At 66.4% G+C, this 637-nt stretch carries 2 protein-coding genes; one reads left to right on the top strand and one right to left on the bottom strand.

Features of this window, described 5'->3' with window-relative positions:
• Positions 1–136 (top strand): helix-turn-helix domain-containing protein (locus IVB32_RS04450; protein WP_247409935.1); only part of this gene is annotated, 136 nt, incomplete at its 5' end.
• 4 nt (positions 137–140) lie between these two features.
• Here IVB32_RS04450 and IVB32_RS04445 read toward each other — a convergent pair.
• On the bottom strand, positions 141–637 hold a 497-nt coding region (locus tag IVB32_RS04445; RefSeq protein ID WP_247409909.1), incomplete at its 5' end, for an aminotransferase class I/II-fold pyridoxal phosphate-dependent enzyme.

The following is a 637-nucleotide window of genomic DNA, read 5'->3' as shown; positions in this document are numbered from 1 at the left end:
GCGGGAGCTCGCCCGCCGCTCCGGGATATCCGAGCGCTACATCGCCCAGATCGAGGCCGGCAAAGGCAACGTCTCGATCGTGCTGCTGCTGCGGCTGGCCTCCGCGATCCACGGCAGCCAGCCCCAGATCGTCTGAAGGCTCAGGCTCGCTTCTCCACATTGGCGCTGCGGGCCGGGACGCCGAACTCCCTGCGGCAGACCTCGGCCAGCACGGCGACGCCCTCGCGGATCTGCTGATGCGAGGGGCTCGCAAAGCACAGCCGCAGTCGCGATCTGGAGTGGTTTTTGTCAGTCGACCATTCCGGCCCGGGATTGATCGATACGCCGGCGGCAAGCGCGGCCTGATACAGCTTCAGCGTATCCACCTGATCGGGCAGCTTCACCCACAGGAAGATGCCGCCCTTGGGCTCCTCGAACTCGGCTGCCGTCCCGAACTGCTCGTTGACGACCTCCATCAGCGTATCAAGCTTGGTCCGTAGCGCCTTCGTCAGTGCCGGCACGTGGGTCGAAAAATGCGGCTTGCAATAGGCCGCGAGGACCATCTGCTCCAGCGCGCCGGAGCCGGCGTCCGTCTTCAGCGCCAGCATCCGCGACATCACATCCCAGGGCGCGACGATGAAGCCCACGCGCAGCGCCG

This window comes from Bradyrhizobium sp. 23 (assembly GCF_023073295.1).
Lineage (GTDB): Bacteria > Pseudomonadota > Alphaproteobacteria > Rhizobiales > Xanthobacteraceae > Bradyrhizobium > Bradyrhizobium canariense_D.
This window is presented reverse-complemented; position numbering and strand designations above follow the sequence as displayed.